Annotated in this window: 24 protein-coding genes; 19 read left to right on the top strand and 5 right to left on the bottom strand. The window is 58.2% G+C overall.

All coding sequences use genetic code 11. From position 1 onward, the window contains the following. Positions 1-102: 102 nt before the first annotated feature. On the bottom strand, positions 103-291 hold the full coding sequence (locus C1719_RS13605) for a hypothetical protein (RefSeq protein WP_102375600.1): 189 nt from the start codon (positions 289-291) through the stop codon (positions 103-105). A 2-nt stretch (positions 292-293) separates the two neighbouring features. After that, positions 294-1,223, bottom strand: a complete 930-nt coding sequence (metA, locus tag C1719_RS13600; RefSeq protein WP_102375599.1) for a homoserine O-acetyltransferase MetA — start codon at positions 1,221-1,223, stop codon at positions 294-296. A 343-nt stretch (positions 1,224-1,566) separates the two neighbouring features. Here metA and C1719_RS16275 point away from each other — a divergent pair, with 343 nt between their 5' ends. The 5 genes from C1719_RS16275 to C1719_RS13580 all read left to right on the top strand — a co-directional run bounded on the left by C1719_RS16275 (position 1,567) and on the right by C1719_RS13580 (position 6,260). Next, on the top strand, positions 1,567-2,079 hold the full coding sequence (locus C1719_RS16275; RefSeq protein ID WP_342745919.1) for an alpha/beta fold hydrolase: 513 nt from the start codon (positions 1,567-1,569) through the stop codon (positions 2,077-2,079). Positions 2,080-2,157: 78 nt separating this feature from the next. Further along, complete coding sequence (locus tag C1719_RS16270) at positions 2,158-2,454, top strand: alpha/beta hydrolase family protein (protein ID WP_342745918.1); 297 nt, start codon at positions 2,158-2,160, stop codon at positions 2,452-2,454. Between the two features lie 538 nt (positions 2,455-2,992). Next, positions 2,993-4,273, top strand: coding sequence for an O-acetylhomoserine aminocarboxypropyltransferase/cysteine synthase family protein (locus C1719_RS13590; RefSeq protein ID WP_102375598.1), 1,281 nt, complete (start codon positions 2,993-2,995; stop codon positions 4,271-4,273). A 925-nt stretch (positions 4,274-5,198) separates the two neighbouring features. Then, positions 5,199-5,381, top strand: a complete 183-nt coding sequence (locus tag C1719_RS13585; RefSeq protein ID WP_102375597.1) for a hypothetical protein — start codon at positions 5,199-5,201, stop codon at positions 5,379-5,381. 153 nt (positions 5,382-5,534) lie between these two features. Continuing rightward, entirely contained in the window at positions 5,535-6,260 is a 726-nt protein-coding gene (locus C1719_RS13580) for a B3/B4 domain-containing protein (RefSeq protein WP_102375596.1), read from the top strand. A gap of 23 nt (positions 6,261-6,283) precedes the next feature. Here the strand turns inward: C1719_RS13580 and C1719_RS13575 are convergent, their stop codons facing one another. Continuing rightward, a complete protein-coding gene (locus C1719_RS13575) occupies positions 6,284-7,663 on the bottom strand; it encodes a helix-turn-helix transcriptional regulator (protein WP_102375595.1) in 1,380 nt (459 codons plus the stop codon). Positions 7,664-7,964: 301 nt separating this feature from the next. Here C1719_RS13575 and C1719_RS13570 point away from each other — a divergent pair, with 301 nt between their 5' ends. The 3 genes from C1719_RS13570 (at position 7,965) to C1719_RS13560 (ending at position 11,280) form a co-directional block, all read left to right on the top strand. Further along, positions 7,965-9,629 (top strand): FAD-dependent oxidoreductase, encoded by a 1,665-nt coding sequence (locus tag C1719_RS13570; protein WP_102375594.1) that lies wholly within the window; start codon positions 7,965-7,967, stop codon positions 9,627-9,629. 127 nt (positions 9,630-9,756) lie between these two features. Then, positions 9,757-10,566: a hypothetical protein gene (locus C1719_RS13565; RefSeq protein WP_102375593.1), complete on the top strand. Its 810-nt coding sequence runs from the start codon at positions 9,757-9,759 to the stop codon at positions 10,564-10,566. A gap of 102 nt (positions 10,567-10,668) precedes the next feature. Then, on the top strand, positions 10,669-11,280 hold the full coding sequence (locus C1719_RS13560; protein WP_102375592.1) for a cytochrome c3 family protein: 612 nt from the start codon (positions 10,669-10,671) through the stop codon (positions 11,278-11,280). A 139-nt stretch (positions 11,281-11,419) separates the two neighbouring features. On the opposite strand, the gene C1719_RS13555 is transcribed toward C1719_RS13560, so the two are convergent. After that, the gene (locus C1719_RS13555) at positions 11,420-12,277 is read right to left on the bottom strand and encodes a ZIP family metal transporter (protein WP_102375591.1); all 858 of its coding nucleotides are present in this window, start codon (positions 12,275-12,277) and stop codon (positions 11,420-11,422) included. 326 nt (positions 12,278-12,603) lie between these two features. Here C1719_RS13555 and C1719_RS13550 point away from each other — a divergent pair, with 326 nt between their 5' ends. The 3 genes from C1719_RS13550 (at position 12,604) to rpsI (ending at position 14,064) form a co-directional block, all read left to right on the top strand. Next, positions 12,604-12,891 (top strand): homocitrate synthase, encoded by a 288-nt coding sequence (locus C1719_RS13550; RefSeq protein WP_102375590.1) that lies wholly within the window; start codon positions 12,604-12,606, stop codon positions 12,889-12,891. A gap of 343 nt (positions 12,892-13,234) precedes the next feature. Further along, on the top strand, positions 13,235-13,672 hold the full coding sequence (gene rplM / locus C1719_RS13545) for a 50S ribosomal protein L13 (RefSeq protein ID WP_102375589.1): 438 nt from the start codon (positions 13,235-13,237) through the stop codon (positions 13,670-13,672). After that, positions 13,672-14,064 (top strand): 30S ribosomal protein S9, encoded by a 393-nt coding sequence (gene rpsI, locus C1719_RS13540; protein WP_102375588.1) that lies wholly within the window; start codon positions 13,672-13,674, stop codon positions 14,062-14,064. Before rplM ends, rpsI begins: the two co-directional genes overlap by 1 nt. A 269-nt stretch (positions 14,065-14,333) precedes the next feature. On the opposite strand, the gene C1719_RS13535 is transcribed toward rpsI, so the two are convergent. Next, on the bottom strand, positions 14,334-16,166 hold the full coding sequence (locus tag C1719_RS13535; RefSeq protein ID WP_245874533.1) for an FAD-dependent oxidoreductase: 1,833 nt from the start codon (positions 16,164-16,166) through the stop codon (positions 14,334-14,336). Between the two features lie 307 nt (positions 16,167-16,473). Here C1719_RS13535 and C1719_RS13530 point away from each other — a divergent pair, with 307 nt between their 5' ends. The 8 genes from C1719_RS13530 to tatC all read left to right on the top strand — a co-directional run bounded on the left by C1719_RS13530 (position 16,474) and on the right by tatC (position 24,003). Continuing rightward, a complete protein-coding gene (locus tag C1719_RS13530) occupies positions 16,474-17,994 on the top strand; it encodes a response regulator transcription factor (protein ID WP_245874531.1) in 1,521 nt (506 codons plus the stop codon). 181 nt (positions 17,995-18,175) lie between these two features. Then, on the top strand, positions 18,176-18,424 hold the full coding sequence (locus tag C1719_RS13525) for a toxin HicA (RefSeq protein ID WP_102375587.1): 249 nt from the start codon (positions 18,176-18,178) through the stop codon (positions 18,422-18,424). A 1-nt stretch (position 18,425) separates the two neighbouring features. Next, entirely contained in the window at positions 18,426-18,749 is a 324-nt protein-coding gene (locus C1719_RS13520; RefSeq protein WP_102375586.1) for a type II toxin-antitoxin system HicB family antitoxin, read from the top strand. A gap of 193 nt (positions 18,750-18,942) precedes the next feature. Next, on the top strand, positions 18,943-20,271 hold the full coding sequence (locus C1719_RS13515; RefSeq protein WP_102375585.1) for a coproporphyrinogen III oxidase family protein: 1,329 nt from the start codon (positions 18,943-18,945) through the stop codon (positions 20,269-20,271). Between the two features lie 204 nt (positions 20,272-20,475). Continuing rightward, the gene (locus tag C1719_RS13510) at positions 20,476-21,831 is read left to right on the top strand and encodes an amidohydrolase family protein (RefSeq protein WP_102376090.1); all 1,356 of its coding nucleotides are present in this window, start codon (positions 20,476-20,478) and stop codon (positions 21,829-21,831) included. Beyond that, positions 21,832-22,035: a CASC3 protein CASC3 gene (locus C1719_RS13505; RefSeq protein ID WP_102375584.1), complete on the top strand. Its 204-nt coding sequence runs from the start codon at positions 21,832-21,834 to the stop codon at positions 22,033-22,035. 165 nt (positions 22,036-22,200) lie between these two features. Further along, on the top strand, positions 22,201-23,181 hold the full coding sequence (locus tag C1719_RS13500) for a Sec-independent protein translocase subunit TatA/TatB (protein WP_102375583.1): 981 nt from the start codon (positions 22,201-22,203) through the stop codon (positions 23,179-23,181). Positions 23,182-23,184: 3 nt separating this feature from the next. Beyond that, complete coding sequence (tatC, locus tag C1719_RS13495; protein WP_102375582.1) at positions 23,185-24,003, top strand: twin-arginine translocase subunit TatC; 819 nt, start codon at positions 23,185-23,187, stop codon at positions 24,001-24,003. Positions 24,004-24,074 lie beyond the last annotated feature (71 nt).

Genomic DNA, 24,074 nt, shown 5'->3' with positions numbered 1-24,074 from the left:
TTTGCTTTCAGGTTAATCGACTTCAGGCGATAAACAACGAGGCGGTCCGTTTGAAACGGACCGCCTCGTTTTCTTCTCTCGGCAAGCTTCGCGCTCAAGTTGCTACTTCCACGGATCTTCCTCGTAAGGGTCGACCTGCTCGATGCGATCGGAATACGGATCGTAGCCATCATCGTCTTCGTTGGCCGCTCGCACAAACGGATCGGTCCTCGCATCCGTGCGCTTTCGTTTTGCCTGCAGCGCGGCTTGCGCCCGACGTCGCGCGGCTTCGCGCTCTTCCTCGGTAACCACGCCTAGTCCTCGTCTTCGCCGATCGTTCCAAGATCGTAGGGCGTTGTCTGGTAGACGTAGTAGTTGAGCCAGTTCGTATAGAGCAGCTGCGCCTGAGCCCGCCAGGTCGCGAGAGGCGGAAGCGAGGGGTCGTTATTCGGGTAGTAGTTTACGGGAAGCGCCACGTCGTCCTCTTTGCCAAGGTCGCGCTCGTATTCTTTACCGAGCGTCTCGGTATCGTATTCGGGGTGTCCGAATACGAAGAAGTGGTGGCTGTCTGTGCTCTTGGCAATGTAGACGCCCGCAGCGTCCGATACGGCAATGAGTTCGAGCGCGGGGTTCGCCTCGATGTCTTCGGCATGGACTTCGGTGTAGCGAGAATGCGGCGCCATGAAAACATCGTCGAACCCGCGTACGAGGGGGGATGACGGTTTCACAAGCTTGTGCTCGAATACGCCGAACAGCTTTTCGGGCAGTTCGTACTTGGGCACGCCGTAGTGATGGTATATGCCGGCTTGAGCCCCCCAGCAGATATGCAGGACGCTGTGTACGTTCGTGCGCGACCAGTCCATGATGCGCGTGAGTTCGTCCCAGTAGTCCACATCTTCGAAATCGAGCCGTTCAACGGGGGCGCCGGTGATGATCATGCCGTCGAAGTGCTTGTCTTTGATGTCCTCGAACGAGGTGTAGAAGGTTTCGAGGTGCTCTTCGGAAACGTTCTTCGATTCGTGGCTGATCGTTTGCAGAAGCTCGACGTCGATCTGCAAGGGCGTGTTGGAGAGTTTGCGCATGATCTGCGTCTCGGTGACGATTTTCGTGGGCATGAGGTTTAGGAGCAGCAGCTTCAGAGGACGGATGTCCTGGTGCATGGCGCGGTATTCGGTCATCACGAAGATGTTTTCGCTCTCGAGAATCTCGGTTGCTGGAAGCGAATCGGGAATCCTGATCGGCATAACGCGTCCTTTCTGCTTGCCGCTTCGTCAGCGTAGCACCAGCCGGGTGCGGCATGATGCCAGCTGGAACATGGGGTGCAGCCCCGTAAAACGAACATGCCCTATGATACCAGCGAGTGAATCCGCGTGCGAAGGCAAACAAAGTTTCGTCATATTGAGTCTGTGGCGGCCTCCACCAAGTCAAGCAGTTCCTGCTGCGAATGAATGCCCGAGGCGCCATTGTCGCCCGCGGGCGAAACCCCCGTCCGTTCCCAACCCGTATCCGCCTTTGCGAAGGGGCAGGCGTATAATCGATACGTCCGATCATCTTTGGGCGCGGAGTCCGAAAGAAAGGGGTTGCGGTATGGCGGAAATGAAGTCAGGGTATGTCGATTACCTGGGATTCAAGACCTATTACGAGATTTACGGGGAGAAGAAGCCGTGCAAAAAGCCGCTGCTCATCCTTCATGGCGGCCCGGGCGATACCCACTACTATCTGCAGAATTACCGTGAAATGGCCGATAAATACGATCGTCAGATCATCTTCTACGATCAGATCGGCTGCGGAAATTCCAAGATCCCCCATCAGGAGGACGATTTCTACAACTACGACCTGTGGATCAACGAATTCTACACCGTACGCGACGCTCTGGGCTTAGACGACATCCATCTGTTCGGTAACTCCTGGGGCGGCATGCTTGCCATGATGTGCATGATCAAGAACGACGAAGGCGTGAGCTCCATGGTTGTGAACGGCTCCCCGGTCAACATCGCCACATGGCTTTCCGAGGCGAACCGCCTGATCGAGTACATGCCGAAAGAGATGCAGGAGGCTATTGCCGAGGCCGAGCGCACAGGCGATTACGACACGCCTTAGGCGAAAGAGGCGTACAACGAGTACTACCGCCGTCATGTGGTGGGCTGCGATCCGTGGCCCGATTACGTGCAGCTCGCCATGAGCGACGAGATGGTGGGCGAGTGCTATTACGTGATGCAGGGCGCAAGCGAGTTCGTGGTGACGGGCAAGATGAAAGACTTCGACATTCGCGAGGACCTGCATAAGATCAAGGTTCCCACGCTTATGCTTTCCGGTACAAACGACGAAGCGACTCCGTATGTCGTGAAAGAGGGGTACGATCTTATCCCCGATTGCGAATGGGCGCTCATTCAGGGAGCGGCTCACATCGGCAATGCGACGCATGGCGAAGAGTACATGGAGGCCGTGGAGAACTTCATTTCGCGATTCGACTAGGCTTTGCGCGAAAGACGGATGATTCTGCATCGCTTTGCATCGATAGGGCGGCTTGGGCGTACGGGTTTGGGCGTATGGGTTCGAGCCGCTCTTGCATTTTCGTCGGACAGGCATTGCCAAGGCCTTGATATGCACGTTTTTTGCCAGATTCATACATCTGAGCGCGTTTGCCAGGGCACAAAGGTGGGGCTGAATCTTGCCTTCGGCGTACTATAATGCGTTTAACCAGGTCACAGGGGATTCTGCGGCGCTTTGGTGAGGCGGCCGAGACCAAGCGGTGCGCACCCGTGTATGAATCTGGCAAAAAGTGTGCAGATTTAGGCTTCGAGCGAGCCTTGGGGCCTCGCTCTGATTGGGGCGGCGTCCCGAATCGTGGTGCATCAAGGGTCTTCGACGGTGTGGGCGCCACCTGCGGTCCGGAGGCGTTTTCTCGGCAATCTCCTGTGGATTTCGGAATTCGAATGCGCGAAACGCTTCGGCAACGCTTCGCGGTATATAATGCATCCACTGAGAACAGCGAGATAACAAGGAGCATCACGTGAGCGAAACGATCAGCACCGTCTGCGTCCAGGGCGGATACACGCCGGGCAACGGCGAGCCGCGCCAGATCCCGATCATCCAATCCACCACATTCAAGTACGATACGTCTGAGCATATGGGAAAGCTCTTTGATCTCGAAGAGTCGGGCTATTTCTATACGCGCCTGCAGAATCCAACCAACGATCATGTGGCGGCGAAGATCTGCGAGCTTGAAGGCGGCACGGCGGCCATGCTCACCTCGTCGGGGCAAGCTGCGAACTTCTTCGCGGTGTTCAATATAGCGTCTGCAGGCGACCACGTTGTTTCGTCTTCCTCCATCTACGGCGGCACGTACAACCTGTTTGCCGTTACCATGAAGCGCATGGGCATCGAGTTCACGTTCGTTGCGCCTGATTGCTCGGATGAGGAGCTTGCTGCGGCGTTTCAGCCCAACACCAAAGCGGTTTTCGGCGAAACCATTGCCAACCCGGCTCTTTCGGTGCTCGATATCGAGAGGTTCGCGCAAGCGGCCCATGCGCACGGCGTCCCGCTGATCGTGGACAACACGTTTCCCACGCCCATCAACTGTCGCCCGTTCGAGTGGGGGGCCGATATCGTCACCCATTCCACTACCAAGTACATGGATGGGCACGGCGTCGGCGTTGGCGGATGCATCGTCGATTCGGGCAAATTCGATTGGTGTGCGCATGCCGATAAGTTTCCTGGTCTGACGACTCCCGACGACAGCTATCATGGCGTCACCTATACCGAGCGCTTCGGCTTGGAAGGCGCGTTCATCACGAAGGCAACCGCCCAGCTTATGCGCGACTTCGGTGCGATACAGTCGCCTCAAAACGCGTTTTACCTGAACCTTGGCCTCGAGAGCTTGCATCTGCGCATGGCCCAGCACTGCAAAAACGGGGAAGCGATGGCCGCATACCTCAAGGCTCATCCGAAGATCGCCTGGGTTCGCTATCCTTCGCTCGAGGGCGACGAGTACAGCGAGCTCGCGCAGAAATACCTGCCGAACGGATCGTGCGGTGTGGTGAGCTTCGGCGTGGTCGGCGGGCGCAGCGCGGCCGAAACGTTCATGAAGAACCTCAAGCTCGCGCAGATCGCCACGCATGTTGCCGACGCGCGCACCTGCGTGCTCCATCCCGCCAATGCGACGCATCGCCAGATGAACGATGAAGAGCTGGCGGCAGCGGGCATCTCCCCCGATCTCATCCGTCTTTCGTGCGGCATCGAGGGCACCGAGGACCTGATCGCCGATGTCGAGCAGGCGTTGGCCACGGTATAGAACTTGCGGATATCGCGGATTGCGCCAAAGCCCCGTTCGCTCGAGCGGGGCTTTCTCGTGCGCGCCGACCGCGAGACATGGCAAAATCGTAGGTCAACAGGTCGTTTTTCGCCGAAAAAGGCCGATCTGAAGCGATTGGCAGTGGTTTTCTTGCATATCCGATCACTGTCGTGGAGCTTAGGATGAGAGCTTGCGAGATGCAGCTTTCGTATGCATGTTGAACTGGTATTTTGTTGGAGTAGAAAAAGCGTGTTTCTCGGGAGTGGGCCTTCGCTCGATCCGCTCCTTCAGATCGGTCTTTTATGGCGAAAATCGGACGGTTGGCTCTCAGGTTTTTGAGTTGCCCGACGATCGTTCGGAGGCGGAGTCTCCGAACGATCGCTTCTTCATCTGCTCGCGTGATCATTAATAATTTCTCAATCAAATCGCAATCTTGTGTATATTGCTTCGGCGGCCGTGGTCTTGTTAGTATTCCATCATCGAGCAAGCGCCATTGCCCATCGATGCGGCATCATATCACCGGGCTCGATATGATGTTGCATCGCTTGGCAATGTGGATGTCCGACTCTTTCCCCTTCCGCTGGCCTCGCTGCAAGGCGGGGCCTTTCTGCGTCGAGCGGTACTCTGCCATCCACGGGCGGTAAGATTCTCGCAATGTGTATGAAGAAACCGTAAATAACTCCGTATTAGCAAATAAAAATGCATATTCATCCACTAAAATGCACGATAACCGAATAACGAACTTGTTTCCTTCCCCGGATGGAAACCGCGAAAGCGTTTGTATGTCGACACCGTAGGGCTTTGAAGGTGCGACGTATGAACGCTTTTTTCATTCGCGGTGCAGGGTTTGCTTGTTTCGGTTGCCATGGAATTGCCCGGAGATAACGGGAAACGTCAGGCCGCGAGGCCGCAGAAAGGAGGCATCATGTTCGAGAAGGAAAACGATGGTAGCTTGGGAGTCGTGACGATTCGCGTAGCCGATTCGGCATCGGGAACGTACGAGATCAGCTCGTCTACCATGCAAAAAGTTGCTGCTTTGATCGCGCGCGAGGAAGAGGGCATGACGGCCCGCTTGCGGACTCCGCTGCCGATCAGGTTGCCATTCTAATCACATAGGTTTGCGTTTGGCGGACGGGCGGGATCGAGTCGGGCGGAGTTTGCGAAATCATGTCGGGTTCGATTTCCGCTCGCTCCTTATGTCGAGGATGGCATAATAATCAGGTGATATACGATGTTTGCGCAAGAGCGATAGGAGCAAAGTATGCAGAAGTTCATCGCTGAAGAATCGTTTTGGGAGCTGTTTCCCGATGCCGCCATCGGCATCATCGTTGCAAGCGGCATGAAAAGCGCCGACGAGGTTGATCCGGCTGACACCGAAGCGATCAAGCGCCTTTTGGCCGAAGCGAACGAGCAGGCGGATAAATACCTCACGAGCAACGTCATTTCGGAAAACGAGATGGTGAAAGTGTGGCGCGAGGCGTACAGCAAGTTCAAGACGAAGAAGGGTGCGCGCTGCTCGATCGAGAACCTGCTCAAGCGCGTTCTCAAGGGAAATCCCGTCGGATCCATCACGCCCTCGGTCGATATCTACAACGCCATCTCCCTTAAATACGCCCTGCCCGTCGGTGGCGAGGACATCGATACGGTCGAAGGCGATTTTCGTTTGGGCGTCACCGATGGCGGGGATGCCTTCATGCCGATCGGTGAAGACGAAGAGGATCCCACGCTGCCTGGCGAGCTATGCTATCGCGATGACGCGGGCGCGATCTGCCGCTGCTGGAATTGGCGTGACGGTCAGCGCTCGGCGCTCTCCGACGATTCCGAAAACGCGATCCTCGTCATCGAGTGCGTCGATCCTGCACGCATCGACGTACTGAACGAGGCGCTCGATGAATTTGCAGCGCTTATAAGCGAGCACCTCGGCGCAAAGATCGAAACCCGGGCGATCGTCACGCGGGACAATCCGGAGCTTACGATAGCGGGGTAGGGATTGGACGAACGGCTTCTGTGCTATTCGATGCCAATCTTTGTCAGCAGCTCTTGCCGGTTGTGGATTTCGAGCTTGCGGTAGAGCTGCTTGGTGTGCCACCTGATCGTATCTTCGGATAGGAACAGTTCCCCTGCGATGTATTTCTTGCTGCGCCCTCGGCAGATCATCTTCATGATTTCGAGTTCCCGGTTGGTGAGTGCATAACTCGTGGCGATCCGGTTGCACTGCATGTCAATCGAATTCGGTTCGAAGGGAATGCTCGGAGCGGGTGCGAGCTTGGTCGTGCGCGAGAAGCTGTTGAGCAGGAGAAGGGCTACGCACGAGATTGCAAAGTAGATAACGTTGAACGGCAGTGATTCGGAGAATCCCGTAACCATCGCTTGTCGGTAAACGAAGAGCCCCGCAACGAGCGACAGCTCGTAGAGCGCGCGCCCTATTCCATACACAATGCACGGGTGGAGTCCTGTGTGCTTCATTGCATCGAATAAAAGCAGGTAAATGAGGATCGAAACGAAGCTCCGCATGGCGAGCACGATAGCGGACAGCACGGATTCGGCCATGCCGCCGAAAAACAATCCCGCAAGAAGAATAACCACGATTATGAGCAGCATGCTTCGCAACCATCCGTCCCCTCTGGCGCTGTGGGCGCGTGCGGCGAGCCAGAAAAACAGCAGCAAAGGTAAAACTATGCGAAGCAGATGGCCGACGAGCATCGAGCTGGTTGACGTCGACCATTCGCTGATGCCGTTGCGCAGGAGCCCGAAAACGAATCCGTACGTTACGATTTCGATTCCGATAATCGCGAACCCGAGCACTCTTTTACCGAGCTTTGGTGTGGTGGCGCTTGGGTCGAAAAGGGGAGCGTCGCCTTGCAAGGGCGCTGCGGGGACCCTCTGCAGCAGAGCAGTCGATAGAAACGGTGCGATCGCAAGCGCGATGCCCACTGCAAACGGGGCGATGCCGTAGAGGAGTACGAGCAGGAATCGTATGCAGGAGGAAAGCGAGAAGGCGAGCAGAGTGTAGCTGGCCGCCGTTTTGAGGGGAGCGGTGCAGAATGCGGCAAACCAGCGGCTGAAGCAGTAGGCACCTCCGCTGCTGCAGATGACCCCGCAGGTGATCTCGCCGATTTCGCTGCTGTCTGCAAACGTGAATACCGAAAGAGGCGCGAACAGCATGAGCGTTGCGGCGATCCAGGGAGCGGCTTTCACAAGGGACGTGCCGTGCGGGTGCAGATGATAGACGAGCGCGGCTATCAAAAGAGAACATCCGAATCCCAGATGAAAGGAAATGTAGAACGTTTCGCCGCTTAGGAATGGGCCGTAGATCCAAGAAAGCATCAAGCTCAAACCAAGGATCGAAATCATACCCTGTGATGAGGTGATGGCCTTTAATTCCCCCATGGTTGCTCCTCCCGAAATCCTTGCAACCAATATAGCACGTTCGGGGAAAGCAATAGTCTCATCAGGGAGTTCTCGCCCTACCCGTTGCGGGTAGTTTTGAAACTACCCTTGTTGTGCAGGCGCATTACCCGCGTTGTGTGGTGCTTTGCGGCAGCTTTGTTTCTAGGATGCAGACATCGCTTCTGCACGGCGAGGTACGACAAGAGCCTTGTAGGCGAAGTCGACCGAAGGCACTGGGCATCGACAAACGAAGCTCTAGGCGGTAAGCGGATGATTGTCGGGATCGAGGATAGGAGTAGAGATGTCTGAAGTAACGCGAAGGGGCTTTCTGAAAGGTGCGGGACTCGCCGTTGCGGGCGCTGCAGTTGCTGGTATGGTTGGCTGCTCGACGGCGGAGGCCAGCCAGGACTGGATGCCAGAGAGATGGGACGACGAGGCCGATCTGATCATTGTAGGTTACGGCGGAGCGGGAGCGCTTGCCGCTATCGCCGGTTTGCACGAGGGGGCCTCGTGCATAGTGCTTGAGAAATCCGCCGAGCGCGACGGTGGAAGCACAGGCTGCTCGGGCGGTCATATGCATACTTGCGTAGGCGTTGACGTGGACGAGTGGGCGAAAACCTACGTCCACGGCTCGTTCGGTGCAGGTGCGAGCGAAGAGGTTATCAGGGGCTATATGGCGCATGCCAACGAAACCCCCGAATGGATGGAGACATTCGGCATCGATATCACGTGGGCCGACGAGAGCAATGACGGGCACAAGCGTCCGAAGGATTACCAGGGCGGCTACATTGCGGGCCGTGACGGCATAGTCGGCATGTATCTGTTCGAGGCGCTCGACGAGGCGGCTGAGGAATACGGCGTTGATGTGCGCCTTTCCACTCCTGCGAAGCGGCTTATCCAGAATCCCCTTACCAAAGAGATCATCGGCGTTGTTGCCGAAGACGGGAACGGGCAAACGCTCAACTTCAAGGCGAATAAGGCCGTCATTATGGCGTGCGGCGGCTACGAGAATAACCCTCAGATTCAGTACAGCTACAACAATCCCGGCGTTCGTGTGTTCCCGTGGGGTACGCCGCACAACACGGGTGACGGCATCCCGATGGTGCAGGCGGTGGGTGCGAACATCTGGCACATGCACGCCCTCGAGCACGCGGCGCTGTGCTACATGCTCCCTTCGATCGAGGCCAATTGTTCGATCAGCACCGATGCCACCGACGGCATTACGCCGTACAACTACTGCATCGTCGACTACAACGGAAACCGATTCATGAAGGAGGATAAGACTGGCGCTCATGACATGGATCACAAGCCCGGTTTCGATTTCGACGGCAAGGCGTGCGACTATCTCCATCTTCCGATGTTTCTCGTGTTCGACCAGACCATGTACGACGCCAAGCCCCTGTGGGAAGGATCGGGCCGTGCGGGGATCATCAATACCTATGCTGGCGTATGGAACTACAACCACCCTGACGAGCCCATCATCGAGTGGGGCACCAACGACAACGCTGTCGAGAAGGGGTGGATCTTCAAGGGCGAAACCATCGAGGAGCTTGCGAAGAACATCAAAGCGGAACGCCCGTGCCACGACGAGAGCGAAGCGATCAATGGAATCGACGGCGCCGCGCTTGCCGCTACGATCGAAAAGTACAACTCGTATTGCGAGGCGGGAAAGGACCCCGACTTCAATCGAGACGCCAAGCACATGCTTCCATTGAACAATCCGCCGTACTACGCGATTGAGCTAGGCTATTCGAGCATCAACACGCAGGGCGGACCCGAGCGCAACGAGAACTGCCAGACGATGGATCCGTTCGGCGAGCCCATCCCCCGTCTCTACAGCACGGGCGAATTCGGCTCCTACAACGCCTTCGTCTACGACATCGGCAACATTCTCGAGGCCATTACCACTGGTCGTGTCGCCGCACAGCATGCCGTGATGCTCGAACCGTGGGATGCCTCCAAGTAGCACTGATTTCCCGCCCGTGCAGGGAGGCCCCGCACGGGAATGCCGAGAGTTCGGTTCCGAGTCCGCGCCCCTCCCTCAACGGGTTCGGAACCGAACCGACGAAAGACAAAACGAGAAAGGACAGACGATGGCAACGATAGCGAAGAAGGCAGGCCTCATTCTGGTCGCGAGCGTTCTTGCGCTCGCCTGCTTCGGGTGCAGCTCGGGTGGAGAAGAGAAGAGCGCAGAACCCGCTGTCGAACCGAAGACCGAGGTCGAACAGGAGCCCGAGAAGGAAGAGGCTGCCGAAAAGGCGGATCCCGATGCGGAGGCGCTTGCCGCCGGGAAGACGGTGAAGTACATCGACCAGTACTACACGAACCTTAAGGATGCCGTCGATAAGGCGAATCAGAACGGCGGGGGCACCGTCGTGCTTTTGGCTGACACGGTTGACACGGAAAACGGCGAGAGCCCCACGATCGGCTTCCGCACGAGCATCACCATCAAGAGCGGCGACGGAGGGCCCTTCAAGGTTTACCGTGCCGACGGCCAGGCGAACGAGATGCTGCGCATCACTGACGGGACCATCACGGTCAAAGACGTCGTGTTCGACGGGTCGGGCGAGGGTGTCACGAGCCCGATCGTCATGATATCGGATCTCGCCCGCGTGACGTTCGGTTCGGGCCTTGTTCTTACGGGCAACGCATCCGACGGCTCGGGATATGCAGAGAACTTCGGCGCTTCGGCTGTTTCCATCAGCGGCCCCGATGCTTATGTGACCATCGAGTCGGGCTGCATGATTTCCGATTGCACAGGCAGCGGTCTTGCGAAAGCCGCGCTCTACAACGACGGGGCGAACGTTGCGAACAGCGGCGGATCCTTCTCAGGAAACACCTCTGAAACGGATACCCCGAACTACGCGGGTACGGGCACCTACGAAGGAGACCCCATCGCTTAAGGGATGGTTCGTCCAAGCTGAAAACCAGGTTTTGTTGCCGAAAATCGCGGAACCAGAAACGAATGCATAGTGAAATGCGCTATGCAAGGAAAGGAGGAAGCAATGAGCCAAGCCATGAAACGAGGTGTTGCGCTCGCAGCCGTTGTCGCGTCGATGCTGTGCGTGGTCGGCCTGCTGTGCTTAAGCGGATGCGCGCCCCAAAGCGCTGCGGGAGATCAGGATAAGGGCGGCAAAGACGACGCCGCGGTTCAGGTTGCGTGGTCGTCCGATTCGGATTGCACGTCGTGCCATGCGATGGAGGCGTCCTCGATGACGGATGCGTCGTATCTGTGCGCGACCCACGAGCAGCAGGGAAGCACTTGCACGACCTGCCATACCGACGATGGCGCGCTCTCCGATGTGCACGAGAATGCGACGGATCTCACCAAGACGGCCAAGAAGCTGAAGAAAACGGAGGTGGCTGAAAGCGTTTGCCTGAGCTGTCACGACAACGGGGAGATAAAAGCCGCTACCGCAGATCTCGCTCTTTTGACCGACGACAACGGCAAGACGGTGGATCCGCATGATTTGCCGACGAACGCCGAGCACGAAGTGATTGAATGTGCGAGTTGCCATGCGATGCACTCGGCCGAAGGAGCTGATGAGCAAGCGACCGCTAAGTGCCTCTCGTGCCATCATCAAAACGTCTACGAGTGCCATACTTGCCATTCGTAGCAAGGGTTGGCAGGCTGCTGCTGCCTGTCTGATCGTATGAGCCGGGGTCGTGCTGCGAGCGCGGCCCCTCATCGCGTTTCGACGGGCTTCTTGCGCACAGTGCAGACATCGTCAAGCGTCGAGAGGTGCACCAGTTCGCCTACCCGAAGATGATCAGCAAGCCCAACATCATGCCGATGATGACGAAGAAGGCGGGCAGCTTCGAGCGGTACATGAGAATTGCCTGTGGGATGATCTCGCCGAACACCACGTAGAGCATCGCCCCGCTTGCGAAACCCAGGCTGAGCGTGAGGCCCATCGGGCCGATATCGCCCAGCCAGAAGCCGAACCATGCGCCTATCACGGTGGGCAGTCCGCTTGCCGCCGTGATGAGGATGGCGCGGATGCGCCCCATGCCGCCGTTGATGAGCGGCACGGCTACGGCCATGCCTTCGGGAATGTTGTGCAGTCCGATGAGCACGGCAAGTACGATGCCCGCGCCCGTAGCCAGCTCGTTTTGGGTTGCAAAGCCCGCGCCGATGGTCATGCCTTCAGGCACGTTGTGCAACGCGATTGCGCATGCCATGACGATGCCGGCCATGAACAGCGAAGATTTCGGATCGTTGTGCTTTCGGTGTTCGGCCAGGTGGTCGGCGTGGATGAGCTCATCGAGATCGTCGTGCGTTTTCGGATGCTCTTCGCGTGCGACGTGGGGAACCTCCCTCTTCGTTCTGCGGTCGATAAGCAGGTTGAGCAGGTATACGACTGCAATGCCTGCAATAACCGCCGCGCATACGATGAACACCGCGTGATCCGATACCACCTGGGCCGATTCGATCGACTCGCTTAAAAGATCGAAGCATACGATGGAAAGCATGACGCCGCCTGCGAAGCTCAAAAGCAAGCTGACCGTGCGGCTCGAATCGGTGCGGAACAGCGCTCCGATGATGCCGCCGAGCCCCGTGCCTCCCATGCCCGCGATGAGCGTCACCACGGTGATGAATGCCAAAGGATCCATGATTCCCCTACAGCTAAAAGGCGCCCGTGCAAATCGGGCGCCAGGTTTCTCGTCTGCATATATGATAGCAAACTTTTGTTAGCTCGGGCTAATCGGCGACGAGATTATGCGGCTTTCGGGAGATCTTCATCCTCCGCATCCGCGTCTTTTCCGCCCGAGGCATTCTGCTCGGGAGCTTCGTCGCTGGGGGCGGGAACATCGTTTTCGCCATCGGATTCCCCGACGTAAGTTGCTTTTGCGGCAGCTTCGGCGACCGATTCGGGATCGGATTTGGAAAGAACGTCGGTTCCGCCTTCAATCGCACAGCCCGAGCAGGCGCGGTCGCGATGCGAGTTGATTGCATCCTGCAGATTGCGGTGCAGTTAATGGAATCGGTCGCCAAGGACCCCGATTGCCTGAAGCAGTTCGGCGTTGATCCCGCTGAAACAATCAAGGGGGCGACGGGCCTCGAGCTGTCGGACGAAGAGGTTGCCGACGTCGTCAAGGTGGTGGAGCCTCTGCTCGAAGGCAAGGAGCTCGACATGGGTGCCGTTATGGAAACCGTGGGAGATTTCCTCGGCGACAACCCGAGCGATTTGCTCGGCAAGCTCGGCGGGCTTTTCGGGGGAAAGTAAGTGCAAGAGGCTCTGCGGGCGATGGGCGGATCCGCATGGAAACCGGATTCAGCGCAGCGGTCGCAGATGTGTGAAATTGCGGGGAAATTGCCGTGGCTGGCGGCGATTTCCCCCTATTCGTATTGACGTGCCCATTTCGTCATCTTACAATGCAAAGGTTCGCTTTCAAAAGCCCCGTGTGGCAGAAACGATGCGGAAGCGCAAAAGGCTGGAGTCCAGACCATGCCCGGCGCGTCGGCGTAGGAACCCGGCATCCGTATGCGTCTGCAACTTTTGAAAACAAACAGCCCGTAGGCCGGGTTAGCTTCTCAGGTCGCGGGAGCAAGAAATTTGGAGGAATGAAGTGAAGACGTATTACGCAAAGCCCAACGAAGTTGAGCGCGAATGGGTCTTGATCGACGCTGCTGATCAGGTTCTCGGTCGCGTCGCCACCAAGGCTGCTCATATCTTGAAGGGCAAGCACAAGCCGCAATACACCCCGCACGTTGATACGGGTGATTTCGTCGTTATCATCAACGCCGACAAGATCCGTCTCACGGGCAACAAGGCTAGCTCGAAAGAGTACTATCGCCACAGCGGTTATCCGGGTGGGCTGAAGGTCGAATCCTTCGAGGAGGCTATGGCCAAGCATCCTGAGCGCGTGATCGAGCATGCCGTCAAGGGCATGTTGCCGAAGAACACGCTCGGCCGTGCAATGGGCAAGAAGCTCAAGGTCTATGCCGGTGCGGAGCATCCGCACATGGCCCAGAAGCCCCGCGAGATCAAGATGGAGGATAACTAATGGCAGGCGAAGCTTTGTATTACGGCACCGGCCGCAGGAAGAACGCCATCGCCCGCGTTCGTCTCGTTCCCGGCACCGGTAAGGTTACGGTCAACGGCCGTGACGGTCTCGATTACTTCGGTCGCGAGGCTCTCGTGAACTACGCGAAGGCCCCGTTCAAGGTAACCGACACGATGGAGCACTTCGATGTGATCGCTACGCTCAACGGCGGCGGCATTTCGGGTCAGGCCGGCGCTCTGCGCCACGGCATCGCCCGTGCCTTGCTCGAGGCTGGCGACTACCGCGGCGAGCTCAAGCGCGCCGGGTACCTCACGCGCGACTCCCGTATGGTGGAGCGCAAGAAGTACGGCCTCAAGAAGGCCCGCAAGCGCCCGCAGTTCAGCAAGCGCTAAGCCGATACGCTGTATCGAACACGAAGGGTCCGCGAGCGATCGCGGGCCCTTTTCAGTTTCATGCGAACGCGTGCGACTGCCCTTTCCAGCGGTTCGCGCGCACGAGGCGGGCACCGCTGGGCTGCGGATGCGCAGCCCCGATGGCAGCGCTGCGCGAAACCGGATCGGCGGGCCGTCGCCGTCATCGGGGTGGAAAACCCGTGCCGTGAAAACCCGAAAAGACCGCCGAACCTGTGCTCGGCGGTCTTTTCAAGAGGTGCGTCAATAGCTTACTTGGAGGGTGTCACCGTGTTGACGCGATCCTCTTCGGGCATGGGCCCTGCGAGAATTTCAAGATTGGCGATTTCCTTTTCGGCATCGCCGCCTGCGGCATTGATGCCCGCGATGCGGCCGAACGTCAGGCAGCGGCCGTGGTTGGTGCCGGGGCAGATGGTGGGGTAGTCGTTCGAGAAGTACTGACCGCCTGCCGCACCGGCGACGTAGAGGTTTTCGATGGGCTGGTTGTTCTCGTCGAGGATATGGCATGCGGTATCCTGGCGCAGGCCGCCTGAAGCGGCGAGCAGCGTGGAGACGAGCTGCCCTGCGAAGAACGGCGGCGTGTCGACGGGCCACATGATCTCGGGGCGTTTGCCGAAATCTTCGTCGTTGCCTTTTTCGCACAGTTCGTTGTAGCGGGCGACCGTCGCCTTGAGGTTGTCGGCGGGAACACCGATCTGCTCCGCCAGCTCTTCGAGCGTATCGGCTTGGAACAGGAGACCCTGCTTGATCTTCTCTTCGCGCAGTTTCAGCTCGACTTCCATGTCGAACGGCACGCCGAAGCGGCGGTACTGCTGGTCCGACGAAATGCCGCCTGAGCGCCCGTCGTTGCAGGATTCGGCGAACGATTCGAGCGAGTTGGCATCGTAGATCGTGAACGCCTTGCCCTCGGGCTGGAACGATTTGACGCACGATTTCGATTGCGTGTTCACGTCCTCGTTCATGAAGCGGTTGCCCTCGGCGTTCACATGGAGGAAATTGTAGCTCTGGGCGCCCGACTCGAGGTGGATCGTCGAGCAGTGCGGCTCGGATTCCTGCATGGCTCCGCCGATCCACATCGCCTGCTTGTGCAGGTCTCCCGTCGAAATTCCGAAGGGGATGTACAGGCGGCTGTCAGCGTTCCAGGTAAAGGGCTGGTAGCGGGTGCGCATCTCATCGTCGTCGAGGTAATCGCCCGAAGCCACGATGACGGCGTTGGCGTTGATCTGCGTGTAGTTGCCCTCTTCGCCCACGATCGCGCCCGTCACCGGGCCGTCGCCGTCGCGCAGCAGGCGCACGCACGGGGTGTCGTAGCGGTATTCCACGCCGAGCTTTTCGCCTTTTTCGATGACGGCGGGGATGAGTACCGCCATGCCGAGGCCGGTCGAGACGCCGTCGAGGTAGACGAAGTCGGTCGTGTCATCGTAGAAGAAGTGCGTGATCGGTTCTTCGGTGTAGTCGGGCCCCTTGTAGTAGCCCGCCCACAGCGTGGGGTGCAGGCCTGAATCGGCGACGAGGTCTTCGAGCCAGTCCATGCACGCGCCGGATTTCTTGGCGAATTGCCAGAGCAGCGGTTCCTTTACGCGTCCCGTCGCCCATTCGGTCAAGCGACGTACGATGTGAGCGTAGTCGGCTTCTTCGAACCAGCCTTCTTCGACGTACTGCTTCACCATGCGCGAGCCGTAGGCTGTAATGTGGCCGCCGCGACCCGACCAGGTTGAGCATTTGTCGATGCAGAGCGTGTTCGCCCCGTATTCGGCGGCGGTAACCGATGCGATGGCGCCTGCGAAGCCGCAGCCGACGACGAGCACGTCAACGTCTTCGGTGCCCTTGATCTGGTCTGCTGGAATCTCTGCGGGCGGCGTCATGAACGACCATTCGAGAGCCGCGTTCGCACCGAGCGGATTGCCTGCAAGCGAAGCGATGTCGGCGCTCGCTCCGGCACCCGCGGTGCCGTTCGCCCCCGCCTTGGGCGCTTCGCCTGACGGAGCACATCCGATAAGGCCCGCGCCTGCGGCCCCTATGCCCGCAAGTCCTGCACCGATGAGGAACTGCCTGCGTGATACTCCTGTCATGTTCTTTTCCATGATTCCCCTTCCTCCCGTGAAGTAGGTTGTGCGGCTGCTCGCCGCGTGGTTTCGTCCGTGCCGCGCACTCGTTTTCGGCGTGCGGCGCGAATTCGGAGCGGAACTGCTTCCGTGGCATCACCATAGATCCTGACGTGGGGTTTTGAATCCCCCAGGTGCGGGTAACTTTCTGAAAAACCCCTTCTACCCCTGCAGGGGTAGACAGGCGTAGACCGTGAGCGCGGGTAGGGAGCGGGCGGTGCGAGCGCAGGTAGGGAAGGTGTGGTAGTATTTTCGCGTGAGGCTGCGACCGTAGGGGTGCGAGGGCATGGAGCAGAAGAGGGAATCTCAGGATGCGGCGTTGACCGAGCGGCGCGAGCGCAGGACGATTCTGCGCGATTTCGGACAGGAGATCGTCGCCCACTACCGTCTCTCGATCGGGTTCGGCTTATTCTGGACGTGGGTCTGGCTTGTGTTCCAGACCACGTTTTTCAGCCCTGCGTTCCTTCTCGAATCGACCATGCCGTTGCCAGGGTGGATCATCCCCTTATCGGCGTACGCCGTCACGTTTCTCGTGCTGGGCGGGTTGCTCAGGTTCAAGCGCTACGCGCCGAGGGGCGCCTGGTATCTGCGCATGATACCGGCGGCGATGTCGTTCGGCGTGCTGCTCTGCGGCGTGCTCACGTTTTCCCCGCTGCTCGATCCGGCGGTCAACACGGTCGCCTTCTGTTTGGGTGGACTGATCATGGGTGCGGCGACTTCGTGCTTTCATGTCGAATGGGGCCGCATGCTCGGCCATTTGGGGCCCCGCAAAACCATCCTTCACGGCATCGTGGGCACGGTGCTCGCTTCGGTGTTCCTTGTGTTCATAACTTCGTTTTCCGACGTGTTTCTATGGGCTATCGCGTTTTTCGTCCCCATCCTCAGCATGCGCTTGCTCAGGCTGGAGGCGCGTTCGGTTCGAAACCTCTATCCCTGCATAACAGGCGATAGGCTCCATGTTCCGCGCCGGTTTCTCGCCACGTCGTTCACCCAGGGGCTCTCCCTCGGCATCGCTCAGACGATTTTGCTGACGGGAAACTACGACGGACCCGTGGTGGCGCTTACGGCATCGAGCTTCGCTCTGTCGGCTGTCATTCTGCTTGTGTGCGCGTTGTTCTTTCGGATGGACTTCAACCAGCTCATTTACCAGATCGGGTTTCTCGTCATGGCGCTCGGCTACCTTCTGATGTCGCTGTTCTCGCCCGGTTTCATCGGTGCGGTTCTCGTGCAGATGACGGGATATCGCTTTGTCGACATCATGATGTGGGCATTGTGCGTGTACCTGATCAAGCAGCGTGGGTTGCCGACGAACTGGGTGTTCGCCATCACGACGTGCTTTCTTCTGCTCGGCCAGCTCACCGGTTCGATCGTCGGGGCGCTGACGATTGCCGCCATTCCGCTTTCAGGCGAGGGGGCCTACAGCCTTTCGGTCGTCATGGTGTTCGTGTTGCTCGCCCTCGCGCTGCTTTTGTCCGACAGGAAGAACCTGCAGACGGGATGGGGCATGGTCCGTCCCGGCGATGCGGAGGCGCTGCCCGGCAACTTCGAGATGGGATGCAAGCTCGTCTGCCGACAATACGAGCTCACGGCGCGCGAGGGAGAAGTTTTTTCGCTGCTGGCGAAAGGGCGCAATCGCGCCTACATCTGCACCGAGCTGACTTTGTCGAAGGAGACGGTGAAGACGCACATCCGCAACATCTACCGCAAGATGGGCATCCATTCGCAACAAGAGGTCTTCGAAGCCGTCGAGGCGGAGCAGCGCAACTTCGGATTCGAACAGGAAGCGCCCCACGAAATGCGAATCTGAGGGGTTCTGAGGTTCGCTCTGTTGGGTGTTGTTTGATATGCTGGTGTTATGCGGTTGGTGTTCCTAACCGAAGCCTTTTCGGGACAGCCGCCTCTTTATTGGGGCGTTCTGGAAAGGTGGTTCGAACGATGTTGCGCACTCGCTCCCTCTATCAATATAGTATCAATAGTGGTATCATTTTATGAAAAGGGCGGATCGCATCGTAGAATCGATGCGCAGGAATCCCCGAGGAGTCAAGTTTGCCGATGCCGTCTATGTATGCGACCTGTATTTCGGCGAGCCTCGCATCAAGGGCACGTCGCATCGTGTATATGCGATGCCGTGGGCGGGGGATCCTCGAGTGAATATCCAAAACGACCATGGCATGGCTAAGCCGTATCAGATTCGCCAGGTGATCAAGGCAATCGATAAGCTGTCGAAGGAGGTGTAGCGTGGGCGTTGCGGATAGATATGCCTATCGCGTTATGTGGTCAGAAGAAGATGGCGAGTATGTTGCAACCGTGGCCGAAATGCCGTCCCTATCGTGGCTCTCCAGCGAGCCGACGGCGGCTCTCGAAGGAATACGCGTACTGGCAGACGATGTTGTTGCCGACATGGAAAAGGCGGGCGAGACGCCCCCTGAGCCGCTTTCGAGCAGAAGTTACTCGGGCAAATTTCAGGTTCGCATACCGCCGGAGCTGCATCGCAAGCTCGCAATCGAAGCGGCTGAAGAGCATGTATCTTTGAATCGCCTGGTGGCTTCCCGTCTGGCGTGAGAGGTGGCTCAGCAACCGCGCGCGGTTGCCTGCGAACGTGCCTGCGGTGGCGTTTGCCTGAAAAGCGGCAGCGCTGCGTGCGATGACCTGCCGATATCGGTATTCCCTATAGACAGAGCCCATATCTGCGCACAAACAGGCGAAGAAGCTTTATCATGTGTTCGAGAAAAAACTAACCGAATAGGAGTTCCGCATGCTTTCCGAGCGCATACTTTCGCGCCTGATCCATACAATGACCAAGAGCCATCTGGCGCTGAATCCAACCGACGAGACCATGATGCCGGCGGCCAAACCTGGCCAGAAATACATGCTGTACATGCACGTTCCGTTCTGCGAGCGCCTGTGCCCCTACTGCAGCTTCAATCGCTATCCGTTCCGCGAAGATGTGGCGCGCCCCTACTTCGAGAACATGCGCAAAGAGATGATGATGCTCAAAGATCTGGGCTACGATTTCGAAAGCATCTATGTGGGCGGCGGCACGCCTACCGTCATGATCGACGAGCTGTGCGAGACGCTCGACCTTGCGCGCGAGAATTTCAGCATCCGCGAAGTCGCATCGGAGACCAATCCGAATCACCTGACGCAACCGTGGCTCGACAAGCTGAAGGGCCGTGTGCAGCGCCTTTCCGTGGGCGTGCAGAGCTTCGATGACGACCTGCTCAAGCAGATGGATCGCTACGAGAAGTACGGCAGCGGGGATGTGATCTTGGAGCGCATCGCCGAGGCCGAATCGTACTTCGATTCCCTGAACGTCGATATGATCTTCAACTTTCCCTCGCAGACCGAAGACGTTCTGATGGCGGATTTGGAGAAGATAGCGCTGAGCGGATGCCGGCAGACCACGTTCTCTCCGCTGTACGTTTCTTCGGCGACGACGCGCAAGATGGCCGCGACGCTCGGCAAGATGGATTACGATCGCGAGTACCGCTACTACCAGATTCTCGACGGCGTCCTTGCGGGCGGCGATGACCCCCTGTTTCGCCGCACGACCCTATGGACGTTCACGCGGGGCGATGAGCGCGAAAAAAAGCGCGTCGAGGGGCCGCAGATCGAAGAATACCAGGTGAATTACGACGAGTATCCGGCGATCGGCAGCGGATCCATCACCCATTTGAATGGATGCCTCTACGTCAACAACTTCAGCATCAAAGACTACAATGCGGCCATCGAGGCCGGGCACATGTCCATCATGGGAAAAACCAAGATGAGCAAGCGCGACCTCATGCGCTACCGCTTTTTGCTCGATCTCTACAAGCTGCGCCTCGATAAGAGGCAGTTCAAGCGTGATTTCGGGTGCAGCGTCGAGGCCGGGCTTCCCATGGAAATGGCGTTCATGCGCATGAACAAGGCGTTCGAAATCGATTCAAGCGACGAGCTGACGCTGACGCCCATCGGACGCTATCTCACCGTCGTGATGTACCGCCAGTTCCTCAGCGGTATGAATAACCTGCGCGATCAGGCCCGGGCGGCGCTTAAGGGGCCGGAGCGGCAGCTGCTGTTCGGAGACGGAAGCCCTGCGTAACCATCGCGCTGGGGCCGCTGTGCCGTTTTCAAGATAGGGGATCGCTTTGCGGCGCCGCTCGGAATGGGCGGCGCTTGCGTTTGCCGATGTGCGTCTCGCCTTGCCGATTTCGGTTTGCCGAATTACCGAATATAGCATGGACATCCATCAGAACGATCGCCATCAATGCTAGAATACGTGCCACACGATTTTCAGGAGACGCCTATGTTATTGTGCGCACACTATATTCTGCCCATAACGTCCGAGCCGATCATCAACGGTGCCATGCTTGTTCGCGATGGGAAGATCCGCGACCTCGGCAAGGCCGACATGCTGAAATTGCGCTACCCCGATGAAGAGGTCAAGGATTTCGGCCTTGCGGCACTCATGCCGGGCCTCATCGATTTGCATACCCATCTCGAAAACGCGGTCATGCGCGGCGTCGTGCATGACGTTCCGTATGCCACATGGATCCAATCGGTTCACGAAAAGGGTCATCGCATGGAGGCGGGCGATTGGTACGATTCGGCGATCCTCGGGGGCCTGGAGGCGCTTTCGTCGGGCATCACCTGCGTGGCAGATATCACGCCGACGGGCGCCGCCTGCACGGCGACTCAGAAACTCGGACTGCGTAGCGTGATCTACCGTGAGGTCGGTGCGCTCGACAAGCATCGCGTCGATTACGCGATGAAGCTCGCCGAGCATGATATCGCCCACTGGAAACAGGAGGTCGATTCGAGCCGCATAACCATCGGCATAGCGCCTGCCGCCCTCTATGTCTGCCATCCCTCGATTTTCGCGCGGGTGGCCGAGATGGCGACCAAGCACGACATGCCGGTTGCCATGCATCTAGCGGGCAGTCGCGAAGAATACAACTTCATCAAGTACGGCTCGTCACCGTTTTCGGTTCACGAGATGGATCAGAAGCGCGGTTACGTGGAGATCCCCCCATGGCTTCCCACAGGTACGACGCCCATTCGCTACGCTCTCAACTGGGGAGCGTTCGATGCGCCCAACGTTATGGCGATTCATTGCGTCCATATCGATGCGGAGGATATCGAGAAACTCAAAGAATACAACGTGGCGATAGCGGCCTGTCCGCGCTGCAACGCGCAGCTCGGCATGGGTGTTGCTCCCATCAGCGAATTCATTCGCGCGGGGCTTCGCACGGGTCTCGGCACCGATTCGCCTGCCGCAACCGACTCGACCGACATGCTCGCTGAGATGCGCATCGGCATGCTCGTGCAGCGCGCGGTCAACGTGGGCAAGTTTCTCGATTCGCAGACGATGCTCGAGATGGCGACGATCGGCGGCGCACGCGCTCTCATGCTCGATGACAAGGTGGGCTCGCTCGAGGTGGGGAAGGAGGCCGATGTCATTGCGGTCGATCTTTCCGGATCGCATCAGACGCCCTCGTCCGATCCGGTGTCGGCCGTTGTCAACACATGCAGCGGCGCGGACGTGCTCATGACCATGGTTGCCGGCACCATGCTGTATGAAAAGAATCACTGGCACGTGGATGTCGAGGTTGCGAAGAACATCGCCCGCGTGATCGAGATACGTGGAAAATTGAGGATGTAAATGGCGAATAAGAAGCAAAAATCGGCTTCTCAGCAAAGAGCGGATCGCATCAGGGAAGCTCAGGAGCGCGAGGCGCGCGCCAAGGCCCAGCGCGCGAGATCCGAAAAGATAAAAAAGGTGGTTATCGTCGTTGTGGCCGTGATTTTGGTATTGGCGCTATCGCTTCCGACCATGGCGCTTATGGTTATAGGCGGCGGCTCGTAGGGTTTTTCGATACTCTCGACGTAGTATCGCCTCTGTGGAATAATGCTCATGCGCGCAACCGAGCGGTATCGCAACGAGGTTTGTGCTACTATGATTCGGTTATGGATAGATGAGGTGCGCACGCAATAAGGCGAGCTTGCACCATGAGAATGTATAGGGGTTACCTTGTTTGGTATCGGTGGATTCGAGCTTTTCCTCATTCTGCTGTTCGGGTTCCTCGTGTTCGGACCCGACAAGCTGCCTGCTATCGCAAAGACGGTGGGAAAAGCGATCGGAAAATTCAGAAGCGCTCAAGAGGAGATGAACAAGGTCATCAAGACCGAGGTTTACGATCCCAACTCCGACGAGCCCTTCAAGAACCCGCTTGACGCTTTGTCGAAGATCAGCGAAGTCGGCAAATCGGAAGAGAAGACCGAGAGCTTCTCGGAGCGTAAAGCGAAATACGACAAAGAGCGTGCAGCAAAGAAGGCTGCCGAAGAGAAGAAGGCTGCAGCTGGCACGGCAACGGCGGCAGGCGCGGCGGTAGCCGCCAAGAAGGCGACCGACGATGCGAAGGCCGACGGGAAGACCGATGCGAAGCCCAAGCCGAGCGCCGACGAGCTGTACGGCAACAAACCCGCTGCAGCAAAGAAAACGACGTCCCAGGCGAAGGCGAAGGCAGACGGGGCCGAATCGGTTGAGAAGAAGCCTGCTGCCCGGAGTGCCGCCAAGCCGTCTACGGCATCTGCAGACAAGGCGGCTGCTGCAAAGCCCGCGACTGCGGCCAAGAGCGCCTCGGCCTCCAAGGCTCAGTCTGCGAAGCCGGCTGCCTCGGCGGCTACGAAGGCCACGACCTCCACTGCGGCCAAGGCAACGGCATCGAAAGCAACCGCAACCAAAGCCGGTGCGTCGAAAGCCACCGCGGCGAAGACGTCCACCGCTGCGAGCAAAACCGCTTCTGCGGCAAAACCTGCGGCTTCAACGACTGCAGCTAAATCATCGGCAACCAGGTCGACTGCTGCGTCGAAGTCCGCCGCCAAGCCTGCGGCTTCGAAGACGGCGGCGAAACCTGCGGCCTCGAAAACCGCGAGCAAGCCTGCAGCGTCCAAATCTGCGACGAAGCCCGCTTCGACCAGCAAACCTTCGACTGAGGAAAAGGGGGAATAAGCTATGCCTATCGGTCCGGCGCGTATGCCCCTTTTCGACCATCTGAGCGAGCTTCGCATGCGTCTCGTGCGCATTCTTGCCTGCTTGGCTGTTGCGGTGTGCGTTTTCTACCTTGCGACACCGACGATTTCCGAGTTCTTGATTGCGCCAATCCGCGATTATCTTCCAACCGATCTTATCGTGATCGACCCGTTCGAGCCGTTCGCACAGCGTTTCAAGCTGGCGTTCTGGACTTCGCTTGTGGCCTGTATGCCGGTAATCCTTTGGCAGATACTTGCGTTCTTCCTTCCAGCGCTTAAGCCCAACGAGCGCAAATGGTTCGTTCCGACGTTCGCGGCCGCCGTTGCCCTGTTTATCTTCGGCACGGTGTTCTGCTATCTCATCATCCTCAACCCCGCATTCGAGTGGCTCACCGAGCAGGCGGTAGGATGGGAGATCATGGCGCGAGCCAGCTCGTATCTGGATATCATCATCAAGTTCGAGCTTGGGTTCGGCTTCGCGTTCGAGCTTCCGCTCATCGTGTTCTACCTCGTCATCTTCGATGTAGTTCCCTATAAGAAGCTTCGCAACAGCTGGCGAACCGTGTACATCGCGCTCATGGTTATTTCGGCAATGGTCACGCCCGATGCATCGCCCGTTACGATGTTGCTCATGTTCGCTGCGCTCGTGGCGCTCTACGAAGCAAGCTTGCTGATCTCGCGCATCGTGCTCGGCAAGCGCATCAAGGAGCAAACCGCTGCGTACGAGGCCAAGGAAGCCGAAGAAAAGGAATGGCAGGAAGAATACGCCGCCATGAAAGCGGAAAAGAAAAAAGACAAGTAGGCGCCTTGTCGGTCGCTTTGCCGATCGGTTCGCTCGGGGCTGCGATGCTCCCGGCGCGTGCGGATGGGCGT

Origin of the sequence: Raoultibacter massiliensis, assembly GCF_900199545.1 — a bacterium.
GTDB classification, from domain to species: Bacteria; Actinomycetota; Coriobacteriia; order Coriobacteriales; family Eggerthellaceae; genus Raoultibacter; species Raoultibacter massiliensis.
Note: the sequence above shows the minus strand (reverse complement) of the source record. Positions and strands in the feature narration are given on the sequence as shown.

Bases quoted from the DNA above. Each gene is read 5' to 3' on its own strand.
- C1719_RS13585 (WP_102375597.1), top strand. From the start codon at position 5,199: ATGTTCGAGAAGGAAAACGATGGTAGCTTGGGAGTCGTGACGATTCGC.
- C1719_RS16270 (WP_342745918.1), top strand. From the start codon at position 2,158: ATGAGCGACGAGATGGTGGGCGAGTGCTATTACGTGATGCAGGGCGCA.
- C1719_RS13550 (WP_102375590.1), top strand. From the start codon at position 12,604: ATGCGAGTTGATTGCATCCTGCAGATTGCGGTGCAGTTAATGGAATCG.
- C1719_RS13505 (WP_102375584.1), top strand. From the start codon at position 21,832: ATGGCGAATAAGAAGCAAAAATCGGCTTCTCAGCAAAGAGCGGATCGC.
- metA (WP_102375599.1), bottom strand. From the start codon at position 1,223: ATGCCGATCAGGATTCCCGATTCGCTTCCAGCAACCGAGATTCTCGAG.
- C1719_RS13555 (WP_102375591.1), bottom strand. From the start codon at position 12,277: ATGGATCCTTTGGCATTCATCACCGTGGTGACGCTCATCGCGGGCATG.
- C1719_RS13510 (WP_102376090.1), top strand. From the start codon at position 20,476: ATGTTATTGTGCGCACACTATATTCTGCCCATAACGTCCGAGCCGATC.
- C1719_RS13515 (WP_102375585.1), top strand. From the start codon at position 18,943: ATGCTTTCCGAGCGCATACTTTCGCGCCTGATCCATACAATGACCAAG.
- C1719_RS13535 (WP_245874533.1), bottom strand. From the start codon at position 16,166: ATGGAAAAGAACATGACAGGAGTATCACGCAGGCAGTTCCTCATCGGT.
- C1719_RS13525 (WP_102375587.1), top strand. From the start codon at position 18,176: ATGAAAAGGGCGGATCGCATCGTAGAATCGATGCGCAGGAATCCCCGA.
- C1719_RS13530 (WP_245874531.1), top strand. From the start codon at position 16,474: ATGGAGCAGAAGAGGGAATCTCAGGATGCGGCGTTGACCGAGCGGCGC.
- rpsI (WP_102375588.1), top strand. From the start codon at position 13,672: ATGGCAGGCGAAGCTTTGTATTACGGCACCGGCCGCAGGAAGAACGCC.
- C1719_RS13570 (WP_102375594.1), top strand. From the start codon at position 7,965: ATGTCTGAAGTAACGCGAAGGGGCTTTCTGAAAGGTGCGGGACTCGCC.
- C1719_RS13565 (WP_102375593.1), top strand. From the start codon at position 9,757: ATGGCAACGATAGCGAAGAAGGCAGGCCTCATTCTGGTCGCGAGCGTT.
- C1719_RS13580 (WP_102375596.1), top strand. From the start codon at position 5,535: ATGCAGAAGTTCATCGCTGAAGAATCGTTTTGGGAGCTGTTTCCCGAT.
- tatC (WP_102375582.1), top strand. From the start codon at position 23,185: ATGCCTATCGGTCCGGCGCGTATGCCCCTTTTCGACCATCTGAGCGAG.
- C1719_RS13575 (WP_102375595.1), bottom strand. From the start codon at position 7,663: ATGGGGGAATTAAAGGCCATCACCTCATCACAGGGTATGATTTCGATC.
- C1719_RS13560 (WP_102375592.1), top strand. From the start codon at position 10,669: ATGAGCCAAGCCATGAAACGAGGTGTTGCGCTCGCAGCCGTTGTCGCG.
- C1719_RS16275 (WP_342745919.1), top strand. From the start codon at position 1,567: ATGGCGGAAATGAAGTCAGGGTATGTCGATTACCTGGGATTCAAGACC.